This is a genomic window from Aquimarina discodermiae (genome assembly GCF_040786235.1).
Classification (GTDB): domain Bacteria; phylum Bacteroidota; class Bacteroidia; order Flavobacteriales; family Flavobacteriaceae; genus Aquimarina.
Genome location: NZ_JBFMKP010000019.1, coordinates 81,638 through 107,640, shown reverse-complemented (window position 1 = coordinate 107,640; position 26,003 = coordinate 81,638). Strand labels below are relative to the sequence as shown.

General features: G+C 33.9%; 24 protein-coding genes. 10 read left to right on the top strand and 14 right to left on the bottom strand.

Annotated features, from left to right (window positions below; all coding sequences use genetic code 11):
- Positions 1 to 52: 52 nt before the first annotated feature.
- The 6 genes from ABW636_RS13760 to ABW636_RS13735 all read right to left on the bottom strand — a co-directional run bounded on the left by ABW636_RS13760 (position 53) and on the right by ABW636_RS13735 (position 6,684).
- Entirely contained in the window at positions 53 to 943 is an 891-nt protein-coding gene (locus ABW636_RS13760) for a tetratricopeptide repeat protein (RefSeq protein WP_367590623.1), read from the bottom strand.
- A 12-nt stretch (positions 944 to 955) separates the two neighbouring features.
- Entirely contained in the window at positions 956 to 1,990 is a 1,035-nt protein-coding gene (locus tag ABW636_RS13755; protein WP_367590622.1) for a vWA domain-containing protein, read from the bottom strand.
- Positions 1,991 to 2,042: 52 nt separating this feature from the next.
- A complete protein-coding gene (locus ABW636_RS13750) occupies positions 2,043 to 3,047 on the bottom strand; it encodes a vWA domain-containing protein (protein WP_367590621.1) in 1,005 nt (334 codons plus the stop codon).
- 2 nt (positions 3,048 to 3,049) lie between these two features.
- The gene (locus tag ABW636_RS13745; protein ID WP_367590620.1) at positions 3,050 to 4,717 is read right to left on the bottom strand and encodes a DUF4381 domain-containing protein; all 1,668 of its coding nucleotides are present in this window, start codon (positions 4,715 to 4,717) and stop codon (positions 3,050 to 3,052) included.
- A gap of 13 nt (positions 4,718 to 4,730) precedes the next feature.
- The gene (locus ABW636_RS13740) at positions 4,731 to 5,597 is read right to left on the bottom strand and encodes a DUF58 domain-containing protein (protein ID WP_367590619.1); all 867 of its coding nucleotides are present in this window, start codon (positions 5,595 to 5,597) and stop codon (positions 4,731 to 4,733) included.
- A gap of 85 nt (positions 5,598 to 5,682) precedes the next feature.
- Positions 5,683 to 6,684, bottom strand: a complete 1,002-nt coding sequence (locus ABW636_RS13735) for an AAA family ATPase (protein ID WP_367590618.1) — start codon at positions 6,682 to 6,684, stop codon at positions 5,683 to 5,685.
- Between the two features lie 350 nt (positions 6,685 to 7,034).
- On the opposite strand from ABW636_RS13735, the gene ABW636_RS13730 reads away from it, so the two are divergent.
- The 6 genes from ABW636_RS13730 (at position 7,035) to ABW636_RS13705 (ending at position 13,251) form a co-directional block, all read left to right on the top strand.
- Positions 7,035 to 7,787, top strand: coding sequence for an SDR family NAD(P)-dependent oxidoreductase (locus ABW636_RS13730; RefSeq protein WP_367590617.1), 753 nt, complete (start codon positions 7,035 to 7,037; stop codon positions 7,785 to 7,787).
- A gap of 133 nt (positions 7,788 to 7,920) precedes the next feature.
- Positions 7,921 to 9,057, top strand: coding sequence for an ATP-binding protein (locus tag ABW636_RS13725; protein ID WP_367590616.1), 1,137 nt, complete (start codon positions 7,921 to 7,923; stop codon positions 9,055 to 9,057).
- Between the two features lie 204 nt (positions 9,058 to 9,261).
- Entirely contained in the window at positions 9,262 to 9,990 is a 729-nt protein-coding gene (locus ABW636_RS13720; RefSeq protein ID WP_367590614.1) for a metallophosphoesterase family protein, read from the top strand.
- Positions 9,991 to 10,200: 210 nt separating this feature from the next.
- Positions 10,201 to 10,707: a hypothetical protein gene (locus tag ABW636_RS13715; RefSeq protein WP_367590613.1), complete on the top strand. Its 507-nt coding sequence runs from the start codon at positions 10,201 to 10,203 to the stop codon at positions 10,705 to 10,707.
- Positions 10,708 to 10,854: 147 nt separating this feature from the next.
- Positions 10,855 to 11,997 (top strand): SPFH domain-containing protein, encoded by a 1,143-nt coding sequence (locus tag ABW636_RS13710; protein ID WP_367590612.1) that lies wholly within the window; start codon positions 10,855 to 10,857, stop codon positions 11,995 to 11,997.
- 150 nt (positions 11,998 to 12,147) lie between these two features.
- A complete protein-coding gene (locus ABW636_RS13705; protein ID WP_367590610.1) occupies positions 12,148 to 13,251 on the top strand; it encodes a TFIIB-type zinc ribbon-containing protein in 1,104 nt (367 codons plus the stop codon).
- On the opposite strand, the gene ABW636_RS13700 is transcribed toward ABW636_RS13705, so the two are convergent.
- The 3 genes from ABW636_RS13700 to ABW636_RS13690 all read right to left on the bottom strand — a co-directional run bounded on the left by ABW636_RS13700 (position 13,252) and on the right by ABW636_RS13690 (position 18,110).
- The gene (locus ABW636_RS13700) at positions 13,252 to 13,707 is read right to left on the bottom strand and encodes a hypothetical protein (protein ID WP_367590609.1); all 456 of its coding nucleotides are present in this window, start codon (positions 13,705 to 13,707) and stop codon (positions 13,252 to 13,254) included. It lies immediately after the preceding gene.
- Positions 13,708 to 13,764: 57 nt separating this feature from the next.
- Positions 13,765 to 17,421, bottom strand: coding sequence for a T9SS type A sorting domain-containing protein (locus ABW636_RS13695; protein ID WP_367590608.1), 3,657 nt, complete (start codon positions 17,419 to 17,421; stop codon positions 13,765 to 13,767).
- A gap of 506 nt (positions 17,422 to 17,927) precedes the next feature.
- On the bottom strand, positions 17,928 to 18,110 hold the full coding sequence (locus ABW636_RS13690; protein WP_367590607.1) for a hypothetical protein: 183 nt from the start codon (positions 18,108 to 18,110) through the stop codon (positions 17,928 to 17,930).
- Between the two features lie 132 nt (positions 18,111 to 18,242).
- Between ABW636_RS13690 and ABW636_RS13685 the strand changes: the two genes are divergently transcribed.
- A complete protein-coding gene (locus ABW636_RS13685) occupies positions 18,243 to 18,467 on the top strand; it encodes a helix-turn-helix domain-containing protein (protein ID WP_367590606.1) in 225 nt (74 codons plus the stop codon).
- 387 nt (positions 18,468 to 18,854) lie between these two features.
- Here the strand turns inward: ABW636_RS13685 and trpS are convergent, their stop codons facing one another.
- Complete coding sequence (gene trpS / locus ABW636_RS13680; RefSeq protein ID WP_367590605.1) at positions 18,855 to 19,823, bottom strand: tryptophan--tRNA ligase; 969 nt, start codon at positions 19,821 to 19,823, stop codon at positions 18,855 to 18,857.
- A 75-nt stretch (positions 19,824 to 19,898) separates the two neighbouring features.
- On the opposite strand from trpS, the gene ABW636_RS13675 reads away from it, so the two are divergent.
- The 3 genes from ABW636_RS13675 to ABW636_RS13665 all read left to right on the top strand — a co-directional run bounded on the left by ABW636_RS13675 (position 19,899) and on the right by ABW636_RS13665 (position 21,760).
- Entirely contained in the window at positions 19,899 to 20,642 is a 744-nt protein-coding gene (locus tag ABW636_RS13675) for a lysophospholipid acyltransferase family protein (RefSeq protein ID WP_367590603.1), read from the top strand.
- Between the two features lie 78 nt (positions 20,643 to 20,720).
- Complete coding sequence (locus ABW636_RS13670; protein ID WP_367590602.1) at positions 20,721 to 21,044, top strand: winged helix-turn-helix transcriptional regulator; 324 nt, start codon at positions 20,721 to 20,723, stop codon at positions 21,042 to 21,044.
- A 206-nt stretch (positions 21,045 to 21,250) separates the two neighbouring features.
- Positions 21,251 to 21,760 carry a flavodoxin family protein gene (locus tag ABW636_RS13665; protein ID WP_367590601.1) on the top strand — a complete coding sequence of 170 codons (510 nt, stop codon included), beginning with the start codon at positions 21,251 to 21,253 and terminating at the stop codon, positions 21,758 to 21,760.
- 152 nt (positions 21,761 to 21,912) lie between these two features.
- Here ABW636_RS13665 and ABW636_RS13660 read toward each other — a convergent pair whose 3' ends face one another.
- The 4 genes from ABW636_RS13660 to recA form a co-directional block, all read right to left on the bottom strand.
- Positions 21,913 to 23,430, bottom strand: coding sequence for a hypothetical protein (locus ABW636_RS13660; protein ID WP_367590600.1), 1,518 nt, complete (start codon positions 23,428 to 23,430; stop codon positions 21,913 to 21,915).
- Positions 23,427 to 23,978: an RNA polymerase sigma factor gene (locus tag ABW636_RS13655; RefSeq protein WP_367590599.1), complete on the bottom strand. Its 552-nt coding sequence runs from the start codon at positions 23,976 to 23,978 to the stop codon at positions 23,427 to 23,429. Before ABW636_RS13655 ends, ABW636_RS13660 begins: the two co-directional genes overlap by 4 nt.
- Before the next feature lie 19 nt (positions 23,979 to 23,997).
- Positions 23,998 to 24,405 carry a hypothetical protein gene (locus ABW636_RS13650; protein WP_367590598.1) on the bottom strand — a complete coding sequence of 136 codons (408 nt, stop codon included), beginning with the start codon at positions 24,403 to 24,405 and terminating at the stop codon, positions 23,998 to 24,000.
- Between the two features lie 264 nt (positions 24,406 to 24,669).
- A complete protein-coding gene (recA, locus tag ABW636_RS13645; RefSeq protein ID WP_367590644.1) occupies positions 24,670 to 25,677 on the bottom strand; it encodes a recombinase RecA in 1,008 nt (335 codons plus the stop codon).
- Between the last annotated feature and the right edge of the window lie 326 nt (positions 25,678 to 26,003).

The following is a 26,003-nucleotide window of genomic DNA, read 5'->3' as shown; positions in this document are numbered from 1 at the left end:
ACTATTATTTTAGATTTTAAGAATGCTATCTATTCTAAAAAATCTTTTAATATTACCAGTCTTTATCTGTTTTTACTTTTGCTCCTTTTACTTTTTTAGCGTTGATCTTATCCTGAACCTTTTTTTCCTGATTGTTCATGGCTTCTAGCAAACTTTTAACCTGTTCTGGAGATAATTTACCTTGTACTTGCTGTGGCTGCTGTTGTCCTTTTTGATCTTTGTCTTGCTCATTTTCTTTAGGATCTCCGTTCTCATCCTTTTCTTCATCACCTTTGTCTTTTTTATCCTCATCACCCTTATCTTTATTTTCATCCTTTTCTTCGTCTCCCTTGTCCTTTTCTTTATCTCCGTCATCTCCTTTTTTATCTTTTTCATCATCTCCTTCTTTCTGATCCTGATCTTTGTTTTGATCCTGGTTCTGATCTTTATCCTGATCCTGATCTTTGTTTTGATCGTCTTTATTCTGATCGTTTTTTTGTTGCTGCTGCTGCTGTTCGAGCATTTTTTTTGCTAAAGCCAGATTGTACCTGGTTTCATCATCCTTTGGGTTATTTCTTAACGCATTTTTATAGGCTTCGACAGCTTCTTTATATTTTTTTTGCTCCATAAAAGTGTTTCCTTGATTATGAAACGCTTTATGTTTTTCTGATTTTGTGGTAGCTACTTTTGTGGCTTCTGTATAACGTTGGGTAGCCTCGTCATATTTTTGAGAATTATAATATGCGTTGGCCAAATTGTATTTTGCCGTAGAACCGACCGGGTTTTTAGATATAGCTTTTCTATATTCTCCTTCAGCTTTAGGAAAGTTACCGTCTTTTACCAATATTTGGTTACCCGTTGCTACAAATCGGTTGGCTTCATTAATAATTTGATCTCGATCTTCTTCTTGAGAAAATAGAACTACAGCTTGTAAACAAAATATAATACTTAAAATCGTCTTCATATGCTCCTCGTCTTATTGTTCGTTAAACAGATTTAGCTTTCTTACCCAGGATGTTTTTCTTTCTAGTAAGAAAATATCTAAAAATAATAATAATAATCCTGCCGCAAGAAACCATTGAAACTGATCTTTAAAATCTGCAAATTGTTTGGCTTCAAACTCTTTTTTGTCCATGCTTTGCAATATAGTACTGACTTCTTCTACTACTTGGGTAGTGTTTCTACCATCGATATAAATACCGTTTGCTTCATTAGCAATATCTTGTAAAGTAATGGTGTTTAATTTGGTAATAACAGTTTCTCCTTGGTTATTTTTTTTATAACTTTCAATAATTCCGTTTCGTTTTATTGGAATGGGGGCGCCTTTTTCGGAACCAACACCAATGGTAAAAATTTTGATCCCTTCTTTTGAAGCTTCTTCAGCAATATTTTTTACGTTTCCTTCATGATCCTCTCCATCACTAATGATAAATAGTACTCTGTTGGTCTGCTCTTCATCATTGTAATAGGTTTTGGCTAATTCGATAGCATCAGAAATTGCAGTACCATGAGAAGATAGCATTTCGGTATTCATTGCTTGTAAAAACATTTTTCCAGAAGCATAATCGGTAGTAATTGGCAATTGCGGTAATGCACTACCTGCATAGGCTATAATACCGATACGATCACTAGCCAAATTATTAATGATCTGAGTAACCAGTTGTTTCGATTTTTCTAATCGGTTAGGAGCGATATCTTCTGCAAGCATACTCTTAGAAACATCAATAGCAAATACAACATCTACTCCTTCGCGTTTTACGGTTTCTAATTTGGTTCCTACTTTTGGGTTTACCAGTGCCACTATAAAACAGGTTAATGCCAGACTAATGACAACAATCTTTAAAACAGATTTAAAAATCGATTGGTTAGGGCTTAATTTTTTAAGTAATGCGGTATCGGCAAATTTCTTTTGCGTTGTTTTTTTCCAGATCACAACACCTGTAAATAAAAGAATTAATACAGGGATACTTAACAATAGCCAGAAATATATTTTTTCTTCGAGTAAATACATAAATAATACTATTTCTACTTTATAAAATTCGTTTTGACACTATTATCATGGGTTAAATAAAACTTCTAAATACTGTATAGCGCAACAAAAATTCTATAAAAATCAATGCTCCTGCAAGAAGCACTAAGAATCTAAATTTTTCTTCATAATTATAAAACTTAAATTCTTCGATATCTGTTTTTTCTAATTTATCAATTTCTTGATAAATCTGTTGTAATTTTTTGTTATTAGTTGCTCTAAAATATTTACCTCCCGTAACTTTTGCTATTTCTTTTAATAACTCTTCGTCGATCTCTACTTTTACTCTTCCGTATTGAAATGATCCATTGGGTAATAGCGCTACTGGTGCAAGGGCCATTCCATTTGTTCCTAATCCAATGGTATAGGTTTTAATGCCATATTCTACGGCAAGTTCTGATGCAATTTTGGGATCGATAAATCCAGAGTTATTGGATCCATCGGTTAGTAAGATAATTACTTTGCTTTTGGCTTTACTATCCTTAAGGCGGTTTACAGAGGTTGCCAATCCCATTCCGATAGCGGTTCCATTTTCGAGAACATTATCATATTTTACTCCTTTTAGACTTCCTAATACAATAGATTTATCACTGGTAATAGGAGTTTTTGTAAAACTCTCTCCTGCATATACGACAAGACCGATACGATCATTAGGTCTGTCTTTGATAAACTCTGCGGCTACATTTTTAAGTGCTTCTAATCGATTGGGCCTAAGGTCTTTTGCCAGCATACTGGCAGAAACATCTATAGACATCACTATGTCGATCCCTTTGGTCGTTTTGGTCTTAGTAGAAACATCAACAGTTCTTGGTCTGGCAAGCGCGGTGATGATAAGCGATAACGCGATTAAGCGTAGAGCAAATAACAAAGGTTTTAGTTTTGTTAACCAACTTCCCGACACTTTAAACCCTTTAATACTAGAGATTTTAAGTGCGGCCTGCTGCTTGTTACGTTTCCAGATATACCATGCTATCGCAAACGGAAGTAATAGAAACAGCCAAAAAAACTGAGGGTCTTCGAATGTGAAATTTTCAAACATTGTTACTTGGCGTTTTTAAGTTCTACAGAATTAATAATACGTTCTGCAATATCCTTTGCATAGCGGTCTTCTTTAGAGTAAACTACAAGAATCTGCTGAAAACCTCCTTTTTCCTTAAAATTCAACATCAAATATTCAGATTTTTGAGTTTTATTGGTTACCAGGTTTTTTACATCGAGCCCTCCATATACTTTTAGTCCTTTTGCACCATTTAAAGTTTCGTATTCATCTGTTTTAAATGTGATGTTTTTAGCTCCATCTGCTTCCATTCCTCCAATAGAACCTTCTACCGCTTTTTCCAGATCTATTTTCATTTCTTTGTTATAGGTAACTGTACTTACTGTAATATAAAAGTTACCCAAAAGACTACCATACACAAAGGTTTCATTTCCTTTTAGAATTTGCTTTTGCTCTTCGGTTAACTGAAACGCATTACGGATCAAAACTTTTGGAGTGGCAATAGTCACTGGAGGAGAACCATAGGCACTCGTAATCCATTCGGATGCTGCCAATTCTTTTGTTGGATGGCCAAGAATCGAATCTTTTACAACATCATATCCTTTAATTACTATAAAAGAAATTAGTGTAATCACAATTACAGAAAAAGCAGCCAGACTCCCTAATATGATTTTCTTTTTACGCTTTTTGTCAGCGACTTCTTTACGATACTCTTCATCTGCCAATAATTCTTCTTCTGTAGGTTCTGGAATTGCACTTTTGGTTTTATGAATTACGTTTTCGATAACATTACGGTCTGCCCTTGCAGTTAACACATCGGGTTTGGATTTTGCAAATTTAGCCATGTCGGCAGTTTTCAGTACTTTTTTAAGTTCCTCTACCGTTTGTTTATCCAGATTAAGCGATCCAGATTTAATTTCCTCATCTAACCTGGCAATCAATTCGTCTGTGGTACTTTCCATGGCATGATCGTACACTTCTTCATCAATATATTTACGAGCAGTATCGCTTAATTGCGAATAGTACTCTTTATGAGAATCTTGTTCTAATAAATGAGATTCATCTATACGCTGCAAAGCTAATATGGCTCTTTCGTAGGGAGGAAGCTCATTGGCTTTGGCTTCTTTGCGTTTCTTTCTTCTAAATACTAAAAAAGCAATGAGACCAAGCAAAAGTAATGGAACAATGATCCATAAAATCCATTTTTTCCAGTTGATGATCGATTTTGCATTAACATCCACAAGAGGTTTGATCTCGTACATCTTTTGTTTGGTAGTATCTACCAACACATCTCGTACTTCTACTTTTAAAGAATCTGTAAAAAATACACGGTCTCCTATCAGCACTTTTTGACGAGGAATCGTATAATGCCCCGAGTCGAACTGGGTAAGGGCATATTCTTTGGTTAAGTTGAAACGATTTCCGTTTTTTGAAGTATCTATTTTTCTGGATTCTATTACCTCGAGAGGCATAAAGGTTTGTCCTTCTGGAAATACAACGATTTGGGTAGAATCTGTTTCAACCTGCATCTTGTATTTTAGTTCACTGCCTATTCTTATACTGGTAGAGTCAATAGTTGCAGATACTTGAGTATACCCCTGTTGTCCTATAAAAACAATAAAAAAAACTATGAAAAATAGCCTTTTAAACTTTTTAAAAAAGAAAATAGTACGTTCGGTATTTATTGTATGTTGTAATTCGTAATTCGCCATTCTTAAATCTTAGTTATCCTCTTCTTTTAAAATAGCCTAGTAATTTTTTTACATAACTTTCGTCAATCCTACTACTCAAAGAACCGGCACCACTTCTTGTAAAGCTATCTTTAAAATATTGTACTTTTTCACGATAGTACGCACTATAATTAATTCGTGTCTTTTTTGAAGCTGTATTCACTAATAAAAGTTCTCCTGTTTCTTCATCTTCCATCTGTACCATTCCCAAATTTGGAATCTCTTCTTCTCTTCTATCATAAACACGTATACCTGTTACATCGTGTTTTCCTGAAACAATTTTTAAGGTTTGCTGATAATCATCTGCTATAAAATCAGAAAGTATAAATACAATAGCTTTCTTTTTCATAACATTGGATAAAAACTTTAAAGCTTCGGTGATATTCGTCTTTTTACTTTTTGGTTCAAATTCTAATAATTCACGAATAATGCGTAGTACATGAGATCTCCCTTTTTTGGGTGGTATAAAAAGTTCGATTTCATCGGTAAATAGGATTAATCCTATTTTATCATTGTTTTGTGTTGCAGAAAAAGCTAGTGTAGCTGCAATTTCTGTTAGAATACTTTTTTTGAATTGTTCTTGGGTTCCAAAAAGTTGAGATCCAGAAACGTCTACCATAAGCATCATAGTAAGTTCTCGTTCTTCTTCAAAAACTTTGATATATGGTTCATTGTACCGAGCGGTTACGTTCCAATCAATATTTCTTACGTCATCTCCAAATTGATACTGCCGTACTTCACTAAAAGTCATACCACGACCCTTGAAGGTAGAATGATATTCTCCTCCAAAAATATGATCGCTTAAGCGACGTGTTTTGATTTCGATTTTTCGTACTTTCTTAAGTAACTCTTTGGTATCCATGGTTGTTGTTTTGATTTATGATTATGTGATTTACGATGGTAACACTTTTTGGTAGTACGACTCGTAATTCTAAAATCAACAATCGCTATGGTACTTCTATTTCGTTTACAATTTTATTGATAATATCTTCTGAAGTTACATTTTCTGCTTCTGCTTCGTAAGTAATACCAATACGATGACGTAAAACATCATGTATTACGGCACGTACATCTTCTGGAATTACATACCCTCTTCGCTTAATAAATGCATAACATTTGGCAGCGCTCGCCAGGTTAATACTACCACGTGGTGATGCTCCAAAGTTAATGAGTGGTTTTAATTCTTCTAAACCATATTTTTCTGGATATCGAGTAGCAAAAATAATATCAAGAATATATTTTTCGATTTTCTCATCCATATATACCTCTTTTACCGCTTTTTGAGCGTTCAGGATTTGTTCGAGAGAAACCACAGGGTTTACCTTCTCAAAAGAACCTTTAAGATTCGCTCTCACGATAAGTTGCTCCTCATCTAATTTTGGATAATCAATCACTGTTTTTAACATAAAACGGTCTACCTGTGCTTCCGGTAACGGATAGGTTCCTTCTTGCTCGACAGGGTTTTGTGTAGCCATAACCAAAAATGGCTTGTCAAGTATAAAAGTTTCATCACCAATGGTAACCTGTTTTTCTTGCATAGCCTCTAGCAAAGCACTTTGTACTTTTGCAGGGGCACGGTTAATCTCATCTGCCAAAACAAAATTGGCAAAAATGGGCCCTTTTTTAATAGAAAAATCATTTTCTTTCATATTAAATATTAGGGTACCTACAACATCTGCGGGTAATAAATCGGGTGTAAACTGAATACGACTAAAACTACCGTGAACTGCTTTGGATAGTGTGTTTATAGCCAGTGTTTTTGCCAATCCAGGAACTCCTTCTAGCAAAATATGACCTTGACCAAGTAATCCAATAAGTAAACGCTCTACCATGTGTTTTTGGCCAACAATTACTTTATTCATTTCCAAAGTAAGTAAATCTACAAAAGCAGACTCTTTTTCTATTTTTTGGTTGATCGAAGCAATATCAATAGAACTGTTTTCTTCCATTTATTTTAATTTTTTAAAGGCGTGAATTTAATATTCATAATTCAACATTGCAAATTGTTGAAATAAATTTTGCAAACTTGTTAATTCTTGGTTAAATGTATGCTTAAAACCCGGTTTTCTCTATCCTTTTCATAGTATATTTAACAGCTTTTACAAAAATATGAACACAACGATTTTCATCATTTATATGATGAGTATATGAAAAGACGTATTGCTTGTAAGGGTGTTGCAGTTTTTTGCAAAAAAAATTGAGGGTGAAAATGAACAGTGACCATTTGAGTAGTGGTACCCAAACATAACAGTTACCCATTTTACCTAATCATCGAAAAATAATAATATAAAAAAAACAAATGAAAACAGCTTTGATAACGGGCGCTACCAGTGGGATTGGATGGGCTACAGCAATTGAATTTGCAAAGCGTAAGGTCAATCTTATTCTTTGCGGTAGAAGAAAAGATAAATTAGAAGCATTGCGATCAGAATTAGAAGGAACCGTCAAGATACATACTTTGTGTTTTGATGTAGGTAATAAAGAAGAGGTCTTTTCTGCTATTGGTGATCTTCCAAAATCGTTTGGTTCGATAGATGTTTTAATTAACAATGCAGGTAATGCTCATGGTCTGGATCCGATACAAACAGGAAATATCGAGGATTGGGATGCTATGATCGATAGTAATGTAAAAGGGTTACTATATGTGTCAAAAGCAGTAATTCCTAAAATGATTACACAACAAAAAGGGCATATTATAAATATCGGTTCTACCGCAGGTAAAGAAGTGTATCCTAACGGAAATGTATACTGTGCGACTAAGCATGCAGTAGATGCAATTACCAAAGGAATGAGAATCGATCTTAACGATCATAATATCAGAGTGGGAGCAATTCATCCTGGGTTGGTAGAAACAGAGTTTAGTAAAGTACGATTTAAAGGAGATCTTCAAAAAGCATCAAAAGTGTATCAAGGTTTTGATCCGTTAACTCCAGAAGCAATTGCAGATATTATTGCGTTTGTGGTTACACGGCCGTACTATGTAAATATAGCTGATCTTGTAGTACTACCAACTGCTCAGGCAAATAGTACGATTGTGAAAAAAAGTTTTTAATTTCTTTATTTTTAATTCATTGTTACCCCAATTAATTTGGCTAAGTTTATCATAAAAATATTACTTTAATTACTATAAAAAAGCAAGACACCACCAGTTTTGAATGATAGTAGTTATGAAAAAGCTATAAAAAGTGATCAATAAACGCTTACTCATTAAAAATTTGCTTGCGCATAATGATGAAAACAGTTTTTATGACAAAAAACTGAAGCTTAATATTGGTGAAAAAGAAGGGAAAGCAAAATTTTTAAAGCACATTTGTGCATTAGCGAATTCTAACCCAAAAAACAATTCGTATATAGTAATAGGAGTTGAAGATTCTGATAATCAGATAGTAGGAGTTGATTTTTTTGATGATAGTAAAATCCAGAATTTGGTAAATGCCTATCTTTCTAATCCCCCTAGAGTTTCTTACGAAAATATCCCGTTTCCTCATCTTCCTTCTGGAAAAGTGGTAGGGCTGGTTTCTATTCGTTCTAATGCGGGTAAATTATGTTCACTTCGTAAAAACATATGGAAATACTATGGCGGAGCCGTTTTTTTTAGAGACGGAAGTATAAGTATGCCCAAAGTATTCGATATCGAGGTGAAAGATGTTAATTCTAAAATTGTAAGTGCGATAGAAAGTCATGCTCAGAATAATATTGAGCTTACTCTGGATGGAGTATTTCACTTTATGGACTCGAGAACAGATTATAACCCAATATATAAAGTGTTTAAAGAGTATTTTGTGGTATGTTGGGCAGCGAAAGAAAAAAGGCAGAACGGAGAAATATATTATTCTAGAGTAGATATTGAGTTGATTAATGAACATGTTAAGTTGTTTTATTCTGAGTTGGATGAAGTTAGTATATCGTTTACAGAAGATCAGTTTAAAATAGTAGAATATGTGCAATTAGGGTTTAAGGATACCTTTAGTTATTATCCTTTAGAAGAAGTAGTAATTACTTTTAAAGATAACGCAAGTTATGATATAGAAAGCAAATTGCTTTTTGAACCTCCGCAGTTTGATCGTAAAACATTACATCATTTATATAATAGTAATAATACCCTTTTAGAGAAATTAAAACGTAAAATTCCATTGTCAAAGAATGAAGAAAAAGATCTTGTTAATCTTCCTGCTACCTATCTGATTTGTTATTTTAACGAATTTGATGAGGCAAAAGAAAAATTAGAAGAATCAAAACCCCACTTAAAAGTTTATGACCCCGCTATCTATTCACTTTATAAAGAAAGTATTCGAATTCTTAGAAAAGTTCGTTATAGTTAAAAGATCAATATTCATCAAGTTTGGTATTGATAAAGTGATGACTTTCTAAAAGTAGTCACAGTTTAACGATCTATAAACAAACCTCCTTATTTGGCAGTATTTTACCATAATGGCAATTGTAAAAAACGTTTTGATGTGTGTAAATAATTTAGTAACCAAATAAATATAGTAAACATAAATCATTGCAAAATCAGTATTTAATATATGGGAAGAAAATTAGTCGTAGGAGACATTCATGGCGGGTTAAAAGCCTTAGAACAAGTATTAGAAAAAGTAAAAATAACCAGGGATGATACGCTTATTTTTTTAGGAGATTACGTAGATGGGTGGAGCGATAGTGCGCAGGTGATCTCATTGTTAATAGAACTAAAAACATCGTATAATTGTATTTTTATTAGAGGAAATCATGATGATTTATGTTATACGTGGCTTACTCAAGAAGCCTTTTACCCAGAATGGGTAAAACATGGGGGGCAAGCCACAATGAATTCTTATGAGAAGATAGCAGATAACCATATCAAGGAACATCTTTTGTTTTATGAAAACCTATTTGATTATCATATAGATAGTGATAATAGGTTATTTGTACATGCAGGTTTCACAAGCCTTCACGGTCCACATAAAGAATATTTTAATAAACTATGCTATTGGGATAGAACATTGTGGGAAACGGCATTAGCCTTGGACCCAAAACTCGAAGAAACAGACGATAAGTACCCTAAAAGATTATTACTTTTTGATGAAATTTATATTGGCCATACCCCGGTAACCAGAATTAATAAAACGATACCGGTACATGCAACAGGTGTATGGAATATTGATACGGGGGCAGCTTTTAAAGGACCTCTTACCATCATGGATGTCGAAACCAAAGAATGGTGGCAGAGTGATCCAGTATATAAATTGTATCCGAACGAAAAAGGGAGAAACTAATGGGTTAACAGGGCTAATGACTTTATAAAGACAGGAGGTTAAACGCTTTTGTTTTATGGTTTTGACTCTATTTAATTAGGGTATTAACCTCTTGATGATGAAATAGACTTGCTTCATCTTTGCATTATTAAGATTGTAGATATGTATGTGCGGTTATTGTAACAGCGCATATTTACAATTAATTATTCACACAAAATAATGTAATTAGGTATGAAAATAGTAAGGATTTTTTTAAAGAGTATTGCTTTAGTGTTGATTTTAAGTATTACCTCATGTTCTCCAGAAGATGGAGAAGACGGTGTAAATGGAATTGATGGAAAAGATGGGGTAACAGGTGCGACAAGAGCCACTGGTGCAACGGGGCAAGATGGAAATGCGAATGTGATTTCTGTTTTATTCGAAAATCAAACTATCAATAACGGTAGTAATAATGTATTTGATATTCCTGAATTAACACAAGAAATTTATGATACCGGTTTTGTAGTTGCTTATGTCACCGTAACAGGAAATGATTATTGGGAGACATTGCCATTAAGTCTTGGTCAGCAAATAATATTAGAAATAGATAAAATCGAAGTCGGAAAAGCTACACTAAAGGCCACTTTTACGCAATCTAATTTAAAGCTTAGATTTATATTAGTTGCTGGTGTAGACGCTAATTCAATCAATTTTTCTAATTATAAAGAAATTGAAAGTCTCTATGATTTGAAGGATTAGCAGTAACAGCATTAAAACTTAATAAAGGTAGTCAAGACCTCAAAGAGTATATGTAATCTTTGAGGTTTTTAGTTTGGCTAAAAAAAACTTTTCTTCACCCTTTCTATTTTGTAGTTTTAGGACACAAATTTAAAAACTAATTCATCGATGGGAATTTTTGACGAAATTAAGAAAAAGCTAAGCCACGAATTTATAGATATAATCGAGTGGTTGGACTATACAGATGATACTATTGTTCATAGATTTGAACGCTATCAAAATGAAATAAAAAATGGGGCGCAGTTAATTGTTAGAGAAGGACAAACAGCAGTTTTTGTAAATGAAGGACAATTAGCAGATGTGTTTACACCAGGAACCTACACACTTACTACGCAAAATCTTCCGATTTTAACAACGTTAAAAGGATGGAAATACGGATTTAACAGCCCGTTTAAAGCTGAAGTATATTTTGTAAACACACATTTGTTTACCAACGAAAAATGGGGTACAAAGAATCCAATAACATTAAATGATGATCGATTTGGATTAGTAGAAATTCGAGCCTTTGGTACGTATGCATTCAAAATTAATGATGCTGGTAAGTTCATAATAGATATAGTAGGTACCGATGCGAATTTTACCAATTTTGAAATTAATGAGCACCTTAAAAGCTTAATATCAACTAGGTTTACAGATACTGTCGGCGAGGCCAATCTACCTATAGAGCTGTATGCTGCGAATACCTCAGAGTTGTCAGAAACTTGTTTATCTGTAATGCAACCCGAATTTAATTCGGTGGGTATTTCATTAGAAAAGTTCTATATCGAGAACGTTTCTATGCCAGAGGATTTGAAAAAAGAAATATTCGAGTATAGTAGAATTGATAAATTGGACCTTGATAAATTGACCAAATTTAAGACGGCGAAAGCAATCGAAGCCGCGGCGGCTAACGAAGGAGGTACTGCAGGAGCAGGTATGGGTATGGGTATGGGATTTGTATTGGCCCAGCAAATGGGAGGAATGATGAATCCCATGGCAGGAGGGCAACAGCAAGTAATACAACAGCAACAAACAGCACCGGTTGCTCCGCCTCCAATACCTGTACAGGTGCAATACTTTTATGCGCAAAATGGGCAACAAGCAGGCCCTGTGTCATTTGATCAATTAAAAACTTTGTTCGCCAATAGAACTATAAATAAAGATTCTTTAATCTGGAAACAGGGCATGAGCAATTGGACAGCATTAAAGGATATCGAAGAATTAAAATCATTTTTGGGTGGTAACACACCTCCTCCTTTACCAGGTAATTAAAAAGCAAATCCATTATTCGAGGTTGGTGGTAAATCAGATCAACCTCGATAAAATACTTTACATACGTATATCCTCTAAGTTTTTGATATGAAGTGTGTGGTAGAACATACAATTTTATGAGTTCTCGTCTTATGGCGAGATAATGATGTTATGGAAGAAGAAAAAGTAGTTTCAGAACTAAAAAAAGCGTGCATTAATTGTGGGGCCGAACTAAAATATAAGCCAGGTACTACAGAAATTAATTGCGAATATTGCGGTCATCACGAAGTTATTCCTCCCGATGAAAATGGGTTTCAGGAATTAGAATTGAAACCATATCTTGACGAAATGGGCTCTCAGTCTCACTCAGAAGAGATCATGATGTTGCATTGTAAAAATTGTGGTGCAAATCAACATATCGAAGAGAATTATAAATCACTTCATTGTGTGTATTGTACGATGCCTCTTATAATTGAAGACGCTTATAAAGAAGATTGGATCTTGCCTGGTGCTGTATTGCCTTTTCAGTTTGATCAAAAAAAATCACATCAGATTTTTTCTAAATGGGTAAAAGGATTGTGGTTTGCTCCAAATAATCTTAAAAAAGCCGCATTAGACCCACAGCATACAAAAGGATTGTATTTACCCTATTGGACTTTTGATGCACAGCTGCATGCCAATTATACCGGTCAAAGAGGAGATTATTATTATGTAAATGTTCCTTATACAACTACGGTAAACGGAAAAACAGTCACAAAAACACGACAAGAAAGAAGAACTCGATGGACTCCAGCAAGTGGGGCAATAAGTGGCTTTGTAGATGATACGTTGATCAAAGCATCTCATCAACGTAAAAACCCAATCCCTAAAAAGATTTCTAATTGGAATCTTGAGGGGCTAGAGTCTTTTAATACAAAATTTTTGGCTGGGTTTGTTACAGAAAAATATACCATCTCCTTAAAAGATGGACATTTAGCATCTACCAAAGAAGCAAAAAATATTGCAATATCTTGGGCTCGTGTTGATATTGGAGGAGATACGCAAAGAGTGCATGATATAGATATGAAATTAACGGAAGAAACATTTAAGCACATTTTGCTTCCTGTTTATATAAGTGCCTATCGATACAGCGGTAAAAAATATAATTTTTTTATAAATGGTCAAACAGGAAATATTGCTGGTAACAGGCCATACTCTTTCTGGAAAATATTCTTCTTTGTGATTTTTGTGATCCTTGTTATCGGTGTGGTTATCTGGATTTCAAATAATACTTGATTATTTAGAAAGAATAGAAGTAATTTCATAAGAAGGGATGTTAGTGTCCAGACATAATCTTTCACGAACTATAACCGAAACATGATGCTTTACCTTTAGTTTTTCGGGTTCTTGATTGAGCCCTTCTAATAAGGATTTGTGAATTCCTAAAGTTATTTCTTGTCCTGTAGATAAGGGGTTTACAACAGCAAAACCATTTGATACAATTTTGATCTTTATCAAAATGGCTTTTTTGTAATTTCTGTTACATACGTTAAAATCACTTAGAATGTCATAAATTTCTGCGGTTAGTTGTATTGCGTTAGGACTTAATTGACTTGGGGCTGGAGTTGTTTGCTTTTCTTTTTTGGGTAATGGTGTTGTTTGATTTATTTTTTTTTCTTTAGCAAAAGAAAGTGATTTGCAAGAGAAAGAAATAGTGATGATTACTAATGTTATATATAGAATTTTGTACATAGTTATAAAATAAAATAAGGAGCTAGCATATGCTAGCTCCTTATTTTTTAATTGTCTTTATTGTTTTAAAATTTTAAAAGCTTGCTTGTGGGTTCTTGCCAGTATTTTTACCACATAAAAACCAGAAGCCATTTCTGAAGCATCCCAGATGAGATCAGAATTTGTATCAATGTTTGATCTAGAGAATACTTCATTACCTACAATATTGTAAATTTTGATAGATACCTTTTCTTTGGATGCTATATTGTTAAAATTAAAAGTAAATCTATCTGATGAAGGATTGGGAGATGTCGTAACACTTTTTTCTATGGTTTTTAAAGTCGCAAGTTCCTTTTCTCCTTCTGGGTTCTCATTAACTGTTCCAAAAATTTGGAAAATCTGATCGCTAGGATTTCTTTGAAATGCTACAGAAGTTGGAGTCCAATCGGTTGCTCCTGTCCCGAAAAAGTCATCTTCATTTTTGAAATGAGACTCTGCACCTACACGCTCACGTTGTGTTAACCAGAACCATCTGTTTCTTTCTGGAGAAAAGTCCATAATAGTATATACAGATACCCAATAATTTCCACCGTTTAATACCTGTGCTTCTGGCAACTGAATATTTAGAGTAGGGTCTGATGAGTCAGAGATTGGAGCAATAACACCACTATTGTAAACTTCTTCTCCAGGTTTTCCTTGGTCATCATTGTATATAATTACAGTTACATTGGTTAGTTTGGATGAACCAGAGGAACCATATGCTAATATTCTTTCTACCGTCCAGGTATTTCCTTCGGGAACTGTAAAATCATCTGCAGATTGCGTTAAAATACTAAAATCGGTAATGTTTTCTGATGTTGTACTTTCTGCCAACGAGCCTATTTGATCATAAATTCCTGGTTCTGCCAATGTAATGGTTAGTCCTTCTGATACTTGTTCTGGCCCAGAAGTTGCAATAAGGTTTACAGTTGCTACACCTGATGATGTAGCATCCAAATTAAGAACCAGAGAATCATTTTTGATAGTTGCTGCAACAAGTTCTGGATTGGTGTTGGTAAGTTCTATATCGATAGGGTCCCCTTCAGAATGAACAAATAAATCTTTGATATTGATCTTTTGGGTATCTCTGTTCACGGTTCGAATATCATCGATAGAATAAGTAACGTGTAGAGAAGGTTGAGGCACTTCGTTAAAAACAGGGAATTTTGCGCTAAATAATCCGTTACCATGTGCTGCTAGTGCAATAAAACCATCTTTTCTGGTGACTACTTCATCTGCAACAGCATTGCCAATACGGAAATTTTCTTTGTACCAACGTGTGTTCTCACCTCGTAGGCCATAGGTATAATATAGCCCTGTACTGGTAGCGGCATATACTTTTTGCAATAGTGAACCTAAAAAACCTTGACTGCCTCCAAAAAATGCTGTACTCCTTACGGAAGGTCCATTACCGGTACCATCTGCATTTTCCTCTAGATTTCCACTAATATTAGTCCATGTTTCTCCGGCATTTTCGGTATAGAATAAACTAATTACGTTATAATTTGAGAAAGTAACGATGACTCTATTGTCATTAGATGGGTCTACGTTAATATCGTTTACAAATCCTTGAGGTAGTCCTTTTCCTGTAGAAAGATCAACGACTTCTTGATTATCTACTATGGCGTTATCCATTCTGTAAATTCCTCCGGTATTGGTGCCGTAGTATAATCGGTTTGCAACTGGATATGTCGAAACGTCTAATGATGTGATGGCACTTCCTACAGGGGTTTCAGAGTTCTCTAATCTTACCCAGTTTACCAGCGTAGATGAATTAGAAAATAACGGAATTTCATCAAGATCATTATTTCTCCAAATACTATTTCCTGCAGGAACATACATAATATTATCATTGTTTGGATCCAGAATAAAAGGGGTAACAAATCTAAATCCTGATGCAATAGGATTTACTCTCGTAAATGATAAGTCTTCTCCAGTTTCATTAACGTTTAGTCTGTAAATGCGTCCAAATTGAGAAGATACGTATTGCACTTTTCCTCCATCAGCAATTGCAGAATACGTTCCGTCACCACCAAACTGGTCTCTCCACGGAGCTTTTGGGTCATCTGAAGAAGTAAACCATGTACTATTATCCTGAAAACCTGCCAGAAGATTGTCGCTAACTGCTGATGGATCAAATGATACATGATAGGGCTGCGTAGTAAGGTATCCGTTGTTAAGAGATACCCAATCTACAGGTTCATCTTCAGAAAGATTAGTGGTAATATCTTCTGTAATAGCTACGCCACCATCTGATGCGGATAAGACCTTATTAGGGTTTGATGGATAAAAAACTAATGCGTGCTGATCAGGATGTTGATCGGGATAGACGGTAATGTCGTTCTTTGGTGAATAACCGCCAATCCAACCTTCTTTTCTCGTAGGTGTTGTAAATCCAGTAGTTGATCTGTATAAATTGGTGCCCCCTATAAATACAAGATTGGGGTCAGTAGGACTTACTTTGACTACCATATTGTACCCTCCTTGTAGGTTTAAGTTGCCTACACGGCCACCAATACCTGTTGGTAAATTAGGGGTAAGATCTGTCCAGGTTTCTTCAGGTGTAGTAGCATTGGCGTTGTACTTAAACAGGAAATCACCTTGGTTTCCAATTGCATCAGCAGCAAAGAAATATACAATGTTCTCGTTAGAAGGGTCAATTCCTATCACCGTTCTGTATACATTAGGGTAGGATTCTGGAGATATTTTTGTCCAATCTCCTATATCTCCTGTAGAACTGGTAAAAATTCCTGTATTAGGAATCCCATTACTACTAATAGTTGCATAGATTTGCCCAGTAGAGGTTACAGTTACTTCGGTAGTGTTTTCTGGGCCACCTTTTAATACCTCTTCGAATGAGTTACCTCCATCTTGAGATCTGTGAACTCCATCATTAGTTCCAACAATAATATCTCCATTTGTTGGATTGATAACCAAAGAGTTTATTATGTCAAAAGGAGAAGAAGTTGTTATATCACCATCATTCGTCGATTGCAATAACCTCCAGTTTCTTCCTCCATTAGTGGATTTGAAAATTCCTGTCCCTCCAAAAAAAGCACCTCCTGCGCTTGCGCTACCTAGACCTTCTCCCGTACCATAATACCAAATATGATGTTTGCCAGGCCTTGGATCCTGAGCAATAGTCGTGATACTGGGATTTTGCCTTCGGTTGGTCACTTTTCTCCAGGTTTTTCCGCTATCAGAAGAACGCCATAATCCACCAGATACTCCTCCTGCAAAAATTACATTTTCATTGGTTATATCAATAGCCAAAGCTCTTGTTCTTCCTCCTACGTTATAAGGCCCTCGATTTTTCCAGTATGAATAGTCCTTAGATTTTGCCGACTTAGCACCTCTTGCCATAGATTGTTTGGCATCATTTCCTATGTCAATTTTATTAGAAAAGACTATTGCTGCTTGTTTTATACCTTTTGGAACGGTATTCGTTTTAGGGTCTTTTGCTCTTTCAATCTCATATTTCATTCTCTCTAATGCGTTATCACCCGCTTTTTGGATTTGAGAAGTGTTGCTATGCAGCTTTGAAAGTTTGTAAAGTTGATGTCCTCTGTTTTGATTTTTGCCCTTGTTACTGGTTTGTTGAGGTATTTTTTTGGATTGTGAAGTTCCAAAAGTGATACCACCAAATACAGCGGCAACCCATATCAACGATTTGATTGTGTGAAGCGATTTTTTCATTATATATAGCTGGTTTAAATTGAATCTAATAAAGATAAGAATAGATGTTTTTTCTTGCTATATAAATGTATAAACTGCAAGTATAAATGTATAAAAGTACCGTCTCACTGCATAAAGTGTATTTTAAATTATAGTAGAGACAGGTTGGTAGGCAAGAATAATTTAAAAAGCTGTTTTTTGATACAGAAATTATAATAAGTGTTGGGTAAGGTGACGATAAATTTATTGTTTAATAATGCCCAATGAATTGACACTATAAAAGTGTATGTTAACTTTGTTTTATCGATACTGCTAACGAATAAAAAGCAACAAATTTGAAACAATTAATGACGTTTGTTTTCCTTAGCAGTAGCGATACAGTTAAAAAAAATAGTAATCACTAATTTTCTTCCTCTTGTAAGTTATTGGGATCTATAGGGAATTTTCTAAGAACTTCTAAAGCCCATTTATAATGTTGCATTACTTCTTGTGTTACACCATATTTGTCTTTGTGGTCCATCAAACGTTTATAAAGTTTTTCCTCTGTCATCATAATTGTTTTTGTTTTGAAGTTTTTGGTTTTCGTTAGTTTTGTTATTTTCTGTTTTAAGGGTATTTAATAGCGTAATAAAATTACTTTGTTCTTTTTTGTTAAATTGATGTTCCTGTTGATATGCTAGCATATATTGGTATAACTCTTCTTTAGTCATAGCTGAAAATGTGTTTTATCAAATATAATAAAATATGCAATATACTACATAATTTATACAGGCAATCAGATACTTATATCTGTAAGGTTATTTTCAACTACCTTATTAACAGGAAATTAGCCATTTTTGAGCATGGCTAAAGACGATAAATTCAAAGAAATATTAGGCGATCGATTACGGGGGCTACGATTAGATGCCGGATTAACGCTGATGCAATTAGCAGAAAAATCCGGAGTAAGTTATCGTACCGTAATAGATATTGAAAAAGGAGAAACCCGACCTTCAGTAGAAGTAATTAGGCTCCTTTGCACTGCACTAGACTATTCCCTTTCTGACTTTTTTAAATTTAAATATTAGTTTATGTGATTCTTAGTAATCTACACTATTGGTCACCTATTAGTTAGTAAAGGCTTGGTAAGTGGTGTGATATATAGGATTTATGAATTTGTTAGGCAAATCCTAGTTGAGTATGTTACACTTCATAACCAATTCACTACTTGCTACGAACATTATTGCAAGTAATATCATGTAAAAAATTCTAGTTGTAAGCTATAAAAATTTTTTTAATATTTCTTATGGAAAACCGTAAGTTACTTATGGTTTTATAGGAAATTTTAATTTTACCTATGGAATAAAATGCTAAAATGTATAAAATTAGGTATTTAGGGAGATGTAAATGGTTAGCATCTATTTAAAATAAAGAACCCAGATTTCAAAAATCTGGGTTCTTTATTTTAAAACTGTTTAATATCCTACTTTTTCTCTAACTCGTTTTAATACGACATTTGCAACTTCTGTTGCTTTTTTAGCACCAATTTCTAATGCTTTGTCGATTTCGTTTAGATTGTCTATATAATAATTATATCGTTCACGCTCTGCTGCAAATTTCTCGATTAGTAATTCGAATAAGGCTTGTTTTGCATGCCCATATCCATAATTACCTGCCTCATAATTTTTACGCATTTCTGCTTCTTGTGATGCTGTAGCAACCAATTTGTATAAAGCAAAAACATTACAAGTATCAGGGTCTTTAGGATCTTCTAGAGGTTTACTATCGGTTTCTATAGACATTATCTGCTTTCGTAGCTTTTTGTCTGGTAAAAATAAATTGATTGTATTTCCTTTTGATTTACTCATTTTACCACCATCGGTTCCAGGAACATACATGGTATCTTTTTTTAATTCAATTTCTGGTAAAACAAAAACTTCTCCTACTTGCGAGTGTATTCTCGAAGCAACATCACGAGTCATTTCAAGATGTTGAGTTTGATCTTTTCCTACGGGCACAATTTCTGCATCATATAATAAGATATCTGCTGCCATAAGCATAGGGTATGTAAATAACCCAGCATTTACATCCTCAAGACGATCTGCTTTGTCTTTAAAAGAATGTGCCAGTGTTAGTCGTTGATATGGAAAAAAACAACTTAAGTACCAAGATAACTCGGTTACCTGTGGGATATCACTTTGACGATAAAATACAGTTTTGTTAATGTCTAATCCAAATGCTAACCAGGTGGCCGCGGTAGAATATGTATTCTCCCGTAATGCTTCAGCGTTTTTGATTTGTGTTAATGAGTGCATGTCTGCAATAAACAAAAACGATTCATTTTCTGGCTTATTGGCCATTTCTATAGCGGGAATAATTGCACCTAATAAATTTCCTAAATGCGGAGTTCCCGTACTCTGTACTCCTGTTAGAATTCTGGACATTGTAATTTTTATAGTTTACTGACAAAGGTAATTTTTTTGTTCACATAGCTCAAATCAATTATGTATTTTTGATAAATGCATATAGTAAAGAATATTCTAATCCTTTTGTGGCGTATTTGGTTTTACATCCTTATGGGAGTGCCTCTTATTGTGATGTTCCCTTTATTATTAATTCTTACTTCTACAGAAAAGTGGTATCCTCAATTTTTTATAGTCGCCAGGATTTGGGCAAAGATCGTGTTGTACGGTAGTGGTTTTATTCCAAGAATAAAAAGAGATGTGTCTATTGATCCCAAAAAGAGCTATATGTTTGTTGCTAATCATACTTCTATGGCAGATATCATGTTAATGTTATACTGTGTAAAAAATCCTTTTGTATTTGTTGGAAAGAAAGAATTGGTGAAAATTCCTGTATTTGGTTTTTTCTATAAGCGTACATGTATATTAGTAGATCGTAATAGTCAAAAAAGTAGAAAAGAAGTTTTTGACAGTGCAGAAGCACGATTAAATGCTGGAACCAGTATTTGTATTTTTCCAGAAGGAGGAGTGCCAGATGATGAATCAATAGTGTTAGATCAATTTAAAGATGGAGCGTTTCGCCTTGCAATAGACCACCAAATCCCAATACTTCCGTTAGTGTTTTTGGATAATAAAAAACGATTTTCTTATACTTTTTTTAGTGGTGCACCTGGAGTAATGAGAGCTCGAATCCTTAAAGAAATTCTTACTAAAGGATTGTCGCAAGATCATAAAAAAGAAGTAAGAGAAAATACGCGAAATGTTATATTAAACGTATTACAATCAGATGTCAATAAATGATATTGAAAATTAGTGATTGTAGAACGTATGGGTGTATATTTTTAAATTTGAGATATAGGATTAAATGAAGTGTTAAAGATGAGTTCATATCAAAGAAAGACCCCGATAAAAAGTGATTGCTCTATAGAAAAAGCATTGCATGTAATTTCTGGAAAATGGAAACCTGCAATCTTAAGTGCGTTATTAAAGAAGAATTTAAGACTTAAAAATATAGAAAAAGGATTACCCGAGGCATCTAAAAGAGCACTTACACAACAATTAAAAGAAATGATTGATGATGGTCTTATACAAAAAAAGGATTTCAATCAATTTCCTAAAAAAACTGAATATTCGATTACCAACCTTGGGATACAGCTTTCTCCTGTATTTAAATCACTCACAGCTTTTGGGGATTTATTATAATAGAGTAAAAGAGTAGCTTAACAATATTGTCGAAGGATTAAAAAAATGCACTTATTGACCCATTAAGGATTTATCAATCTTGTGATCAGGTTATACCCTTTGAGTTATGAATTTTTTCAATAATCTTATGGGGCAAAATTTACCCCTTATTTGATGTAAACTTTTAGCACTTTAGTTTTGCTGTATGAATACTAAAGAATAAAAAAATGAAAAAAAAGGGTGTAATAATACAAGCTAGTTCTAGAGCCAATGGTAATACCCATCGAGTAGTTTCTTTTGTTAAAGAAAGAACAGGGTTTGATAGTATCGACTTATCTGCCAAAAAAATAGGTCATTATGATTATCAATTCAAAAACAATACAGACGATTTTTTACCATTGATAAAAAAAATTACAGAAGAGTATGAGGTATTTATTTTTGCAACTCCAGTGTATTGGTATGCTATGAGCGGTATTTTGAAGGTGTTTATGGATAGAATAACCGATTGTCTGCAAATTGAAAAAGAAATTGGAAGGAAACTAAGCCAGAAATCTATGGGAATGATTAGTTGTGGATCGGATTCAGAATTAAAAGATGGTTTTACAATGCCGTTTAAGGAAACAGCAAATTATTTACAAATGTCGTATTTGGGAGATGTTCATACATGGATTGAAAATGATGCAATTCCATCGAATGTGGAAAATGAATTAATACGTTTTAGTGATCGAATACAATAGATCTATGCCATTTTCTAATACCATTTTTGGGTAATTTTACATTAGAAATGGTATTCATGTAAAATAACAAAGCCGTTTCTCCCCAGAAACGGCTTTGATCATCATTGCTTTATAGGCAATAATCTAACCAACTAAAAAAGGTCTACTTCTTTTTAGAATTTGATGTTTATACCTGTGTAAATTCCAAAATAATAAGGTTTAAAATCAGTTGTTTCATTAAGTGCATTAAACTGATATTTAAAGATAGGTTCAAGATTTATTTCGAACTGATCAGACAGTTCATAATCTACTCCTAAACCTATATTACCGGTAAAACTAAGATTATTGAGGTTGTTTGCTTCTCCTATCAGTGTTTCAAAATCACCTGTTTCTATATATATATTGTTTTTTTGAAGTAATAATGTACTAACTCCTCCGATCATATTGATACCAATCTTTTTATCGACAATGGCATACTTCATTTCTAAAGGAATTTCTAAATAATTAATACTCTGGTTAAGTAGTCCAGAATTTTGCGCCGGTGTATTAGGATTTTTTCTAATGTCGGCAGAAATTTTAGGATTTTCTTCAAGGTCAGAAATTAAAATAATATCAGATGTAGTATTATAATTTATAGATTGTAAGTTTTGACTACTGGTTGTTGGTGTAAATCCAACATTTTCTGTTTGGTATCCTAGATCAACGTTGTTAAGTCCAGATCGAATACTAAATCTATCATTTACCGCATAAGATATTTGAACCCCATAGCTCATATTTACTTGCCCATTTTTATCGTTGTCAGAAAATTTAGGGTCTATAGAAGATGCGTTCCCGATAGTATTGTAATACACTGGAGCAATATTAGGAGCTATGTTCCATTTTTTTGAAGTAGTTTCAGTTTCTTCTGAGACACTTTCTTTTTCGGTTTCGGCAATCTCATCAAATAGTGATCTTTTACCATTAGTGTTTTGTGAATCTGTTTTGGTTAGAACTATTTCTTCGATATCTTTCTTTGCGGGTATATCGGGATGATCATTTGTCATTTTTTGATGAGGTAAGCTATTTTCCTTTTGAAAATCATGCTTTGCTATCCCCGATACTTGTTCTTTGTTATTAGGTATATGTTTTTTTATAGGTTGATTTGTAAGTGATTGTGTATGATCAGATAATGGGGTAGATACATCTTGTTGTTTAGATAAATTCTGATGCGAATGTTGAGCTTCTGCTACACTTTTTTGGGTAGGAGCTACTAATGGTGCTACAGATGTACTTGTTTTTGATGATTTAGAAGTAATAGCCTTAACTGTAGATGGGGTTTCTGTTTGAGGGGTGATTACATCATTTTTTTGAGTATCATATACTATTTCTTCATTTTCTATTTTGTGTTCGATGACTGGAGCTTGATCAGAAGATTTGTCCAAAGCATCGTTTGTAGTGGTGTTTTTGTTAGTGTCTGTAATCGTAATCTTTTGAGATTCATCGGTATCAAAATAAAGAAAACTTCCTCCTGTCATCAAAGCAATTAAAACTGCAATTCCCGCAGCTCGATACCAAAGAGGAAGGAATAGTACTCTTTTCTTATCTTCCTTTTGGCGTGCTTTTATTTTTTTCCATACCATTTCATCGGGAGTAATCTCAAAATCTTTGAACTTCTCCTGAAATAAACGGTCTATATTTTTTCTGTCGCTCATAATCGTCCTTCAATTGTTTGAACGTAAAGTTCTTTGTTGGTTTCGAGTTTTTCTTTTAAAATATTTCGGGCCCTTGCCAAATTAGATTTGGAAGTACCTGTTGATATACCAAGCATTTTGGCTACCTCTTTATGAGAATATCCATCAAGCACATATAGATTAAACACCAGTCTGTAACGATCTGGTAATTGTTGAATAATTTGTAAGAGATAATCTAATGGTACTTGTTCATCATCAATATCTACATCAACCTCTTCAATAACATCTTCATTAATAATTTCGAAAACCTTTTGTTTTCGATATTTCTGCAATGCGGTATTAATTGTTATTCTTTTCATCCATCCTTCAAAAGACCCCTGAAACTTATATTGACCTATTTTATCAAAGATGGTAATAAAAGCATCTTGCAAGGTATCTTCTGCACTAGAGTGATCGGTAGCATACTTTAGGCAAATGGAAAATAACTTACCACAAAACAATCTGTACAATTGTTCTTGTGCATTAGCATCATTCTTTTTACATTTTTTTATAAGTTGGTCTAAACCCACTACTACCTTTTTTTACTGATTAAAGTATCGGTACTTCGATAACTAGATAATCATTGTTTCCGTTTGTTTGTTTTCCTTGCCAAAATTTAAAAATATACGCCTTCTCTTCCTCTGCAATAAACTCAAAAGAGGTTTTTAATAATTCAGAATTTTCCATACAATCATTCTTGTTAACCACAAGATTAACTACCGCTATGGTTTGCTCATTTTTTGATATTTCTGTGTCTAATCCAACAAAAGAATAACAGTTTGTTGGTGGAGTATAATATACCGTAATAGTATACTTTTTTCCTTTTTCAAATTGCTCTGGAACAGTTACCTTATCTACGGGTACTAACTCATAAAAAAAGCTAGTATCGTCACTATCAGAACATTTTGTAAAGACAATCACAATAAAAAATACCAAAAACATATGTATCATTCTCATGCTTTGGGGTTTTGAGAAATAAGTTACCTTATTTTATATCTAGATGTAATATAATGAAGAAGGTTGCCTATAAGGTATAAAAAAAACCCGATTTTTCGGGTTTTTTATCTATTCCTTAAAAATTGATCCTATTTATAAATAGAATGAGTTTTATTTTTAATCCACATTGTGGAGTTTAATTCTCCGAGGCTTGCCTCGAAATGTAAAAACTGTTTTTCCGCTAGATGCTTCGTGAGCTTGCTCCGAGGTAGTTGACTAGAATTCTTATTCTTTTGCGATTTTAATAGCTTCTTTAATTTTTTCTTCAAGCTCATCCATTAGTTCTGGGTTATCATTTAGCAATGCTTTTACAGAATCTCGTCCTTGCCCCAGCTTGGTATCTTGATAACTAAACCATGAACCGCTTTTTTTCACGATTTCATAATCTACTCCTATATCAATGATTTCACCATTTTTAGAAATTCCCTGCCCATACATAATGTCAAATTCTGCAGTTCTAAAAGGTGGTGCTACTTTATTTTTTACCACTTTTACTCGGGTTTTGTTTCCGGTAACTTCACTATTGCTATCTTTTATTTGTGTAGAACGACGAATATCCAGTCGTACCGAAGCATAAAATTTTAAAGCATTTCCTCCAGTTGTAGTTTCAGGATTTCCAAACATAACTCCTATTTTTTCACGAAGCTGGTTGATAAAAATCACAGTACAATTGGTTTTACTAATAGAGCTGGTTAATTTTCTAAGTGCTTGAGACATAAGTCGAGCATGAAGTCCCATTTTAGAATCTCCCATTTCACCTTCGATCTCACTCTTTGGCGTTAGTGCTGCTACAGAATCAATAACAATAATATCGATAGCACCAGATCTTATTAAGTTATCGGCAATTTCTAAAGCTTGTTCTCCATGGTCAGGTTGAGAAATAATAAGATCATCGATATTTACACCAAGTTTTTCTGCATAAAAGCGATCAAAAGCATGTTCTGCATCTATAAAAGCAGCAATCCCACCTGCTTTTTGTGCCTGTGCAATTGCATGTAGCGTAAGTGTAGTTTTACCAGAAGATTCTGGTCCATAAATCTCGATTACTCTTCCTTTAGGGTAGCCACCTACCCCCAGAGCCAAATCCAAACCAAGAGATCCCGTAGGGATCACATCTACTTCTTGTACGGCACTATCGCCCATCTTCATTACGGTCCCTTTACCATATGCTTTGTCTAATTTATCTAAGGTAAGCTTAAGGGCTTTTAATTTTGCGTCTTTCTCTGTACTCATTTGTTGTTCAAATATATCGGGATTTGACATTGATATTAACTTTTTGCTAAAATACTATTTCTTTTAATAGTAATAATATTGATTCTAAAATGGTTATTAACAACAAAATCTATTTAGATTTTGTGACCAAAAAAAGTAAAATTTACATGATTAAATGTTTTTTTTTGATCTGCTACGCAACCTATATTACTTTTTTACATCTACAGTAAAAGCAATAATGAATCAAAAGATACTATGATGTTTCTTAAAAGAGTCATTAAACATGACATTAATGGCTGTACAATTAGCAATTGTATAGTAGAAGGTCGCTAGCTCCGTTAATAAAT

Excerpts from the sequence above, each read along its gene's own strand:
- ABW636_RS13740 (WP_367590619.1), bottom strand. The coding sequence starts at position 5,597 with ATGGATACCAAAGAGTTACTTAAGAAAGTACGAAAAATCGAAATCAAA.
- ABW636_RS13720 (WP_367590614.1), top strand. The coding sequence starts at position 9,262 with ATGGGAAGAAAATTAGTCGTAGGAGACATTCATGGCGGGTTAAAAGCC.
- ABW636_RS13695 (WP_367590608.1), bottom strand. The coding sequence starts at position 17,421 with ATGAAAAAATCGCTTCACACAATCAAATCGTTGATATGGGTTGCCGCT.
- ABW636_RS13660 (WP_367590600.1), bottom strand. The coding sequence starts at position 23,430 with ATGAGCGACAGAAAAAATATAGACCGTTTATTTCAGGAGAAGTTCAAA.
- ABW636_RS13685 (WP_367590606.1), top strand. The coding sequence starts at position 18,243 with ATGGCTAAAGACGATAAATTCAAAGAAATATTAGGCGATCGATTACGG.
- ABW636_RS13710 (WP_367590612.1), top strand. The coding sequence starts at position 10,855 with ATGGGAATTTTTGACGAAATTAAGAAAAAGCTAAGCCACGAATTTATA.
- ABW636_RS13745 (WP_367590620.1), bottom strand. The coding sequence starts at position 4,717 with ATGGCGAATTACGAATTACAACATACAATAAATACCGAACGTACTATT.
- ABW636_RS13705 (WP_367590610.1), top strand. The coding sequence starts at position 12,148 with ATGGAAGAAGAAAAAGTAGTTTCAGAACTAAAAAAAGCGTGCATTAAT.
- ABW636_RS13715 (WP_367590613.1), top strand. The coding sequence starts at position 10,201 with ATGAAAATAGTAAGGATTTTTTTAAAGAGTATTGCTTTAGTGTTGATT.
- ABW636_RS13760 (WP_367590623.1), bottom strand. The coding sequence starts at position 943 with ATGAAGACGATTTTAAGTATTATATTTTGTTTACAAGCTGTAGTTCTA.
- ABW636_RS13690 (WP_367590607.1), bottom strand. The coding sequence starts at position 18,110 with ATGACTAAAGAAGAGTTATACCAATATATGCTAGCATATCAACAGGAA.
- ABW636_RS13665 (WP_367590601.1), top strand. The coding sequence starts at position 21,251 with ATGAAAAAAAAGGGTGTAATAATACAAGCTAGTTCTAGAGCCAATGGT.
- ABW636_RS13650 (WP_367590598.1), bottom strand. The coding sequence starts at position 24,405 with ATGAGAATGATACATATGTTTTTGGTATTTTTTATTGTGATTGTCTTT.
- ABW636_RS13735 (WP_367590618.1), bottom strand. The coding sequence starts at position 6,684 with ATGGAAGAAAACAGTTCTATTGATATTGCTTCGATCAACCAAAAAATA.
- ABW636_RS13750 (WP_367590621.1), bottom strand. The coding sequence starts at position 3,047 with ATGTTTGAAAATTTCACATTCGAAGACCCTCAGTTTTTTTGGCTGTTT.
- recA (WP_367590644.1), bottom strand. The coding sequence starts at position 25,677 with ATGAGTACAGAGAAAGACGCAAAATTAAAAGCCCTTAAGCTTACCTTA.
- ABW636_RS13675 (WP_367590603.1), top strand. The coding sequence starts at position 19,899 with ATGCATATAGTAAAGAATATTCTAATCCTTTTGTGGCGTATTTGGTTT.
- ABW636_RS13730 (WP_367590617.1), top strand. The coding sequence starts at position 7,035 with ATGAAAACAGCTTTGATAACGGGCGCTACCAGTGGGATTGGATGGGCT.
- ABW636_RS13670 (WP_367590602.1), top strand. The coding sequence starts at position 20,721 with ATGAGTTCATATCAAAGAAAGACCCCGATAAAAAGTGATTGCTCTATA.
- trpS (WP_367590605.1), bottom strand. The coding sequence starts at position 19,823 with ATGTCCAGAATTCTAACAGGAGTACAGAGTACGGGAACTCCGCATTTA.
- ABW636_RS13700 (WP_367590609.1), bottom strand. The coding sequence starts at position 13,707 with ATGTACAAAATTCTATATATAACATTAGTAATCATCACTATTTCTTTC.
- ABW636_RS13755 (WP_367590622.1), bottom strand. The coding sequence starts at position 1,990 with ATGTATTTACTCGAAGAAAAAATATATTTCTGGCTATTGTTAAGTATC.